Source organism: Helicobacter sp. MIT 00-7814, from assembly GCF_003364115.1.
GTDB lineage: Bacteria > Campylobacterota > Campylobacteria > Campylobacterales > Helicobacteraceae > Helicobacter_F.
The window spans coordinates 1-668 of the sequence record NZ_NXLL01000075.1; the positions used below are offsets into that span (position 1 = coordinate 1).

Consider the following 668-nt stretch of genomic DNA (forward strand, 5'->3'; position numbering starts at 1 on the left):
ATAAATACAGGGTGCGCGTCATTTTTTGCCAACGCAATGGAATTATAAGTATCCCCAATCACATGGAATCCCGGAAACCCAAGCCAAAACTGAAACACAAACAACGCACCTATAAGCGCTAAGCTAAAAGCTAAAAAGCCTTTATCCTTTTTAGTAAGTGGTTGTGGTGCATTTGATGAGTTAGACACACAGGAGCATCTAGATTCTCTATTTTTCTTAAAAAACTCCTTAACCCTCACACCAAATTCTTTCAAAGTATTCATCTTAGTATTTGCATTCATTTATTTACTCCTTTGTTTAGTTAGATTTTTCATTCATTTTCCTTCCCCCATACACAAACTTCCTCCTTGCAAAGAATCCAAAGAATGCCACGAAGAATGACGCGATGATTTTTGCGCCCAAAGCTTCAATATGTAAAAACTCCACGAGAATCCATAAAAGTGCGGTATTAAGGCAAAGCCCTATGGTATTAATCACATAAGTTGCAAGGACTTCATTTTTTAAGCGTAAGTGGCTCATCCCAAAGACACATTTCCTATACACCACCATGCCAAGTAGTGAGAGAAGCACAAACATCACAATCGAGCTTACAATATAATGCACGCCCAAAAGATAAGTCAGCGCATAAAAGCCACCCCATTCACAAAGGCTTAAAATCCCACCTAAGA

General features: G+C 38.6%; 2 protein-coding genes. Both read right to left on the reverse strand.

Features of this window, described 5'->3' with window-relative positions; translation table 11 throughout:
• On the reverse strand, window positions 1–281 hold a 281-nt coding region (locus CQA49_RS09820; protein ID WP_147288693.1), incomplete at its 3' end, for a hypothetical protein.
• A 16-nt stretch (window positions 282–297) separates the two neighbouring features.
• A partial coding sequence (locus CQA49_RS09825; RefSeq protein WP_181882674.1) for a GtrA family protein occupies window positions 298–668 on the reverse strand: 371 nt, incomplete at its 5' end.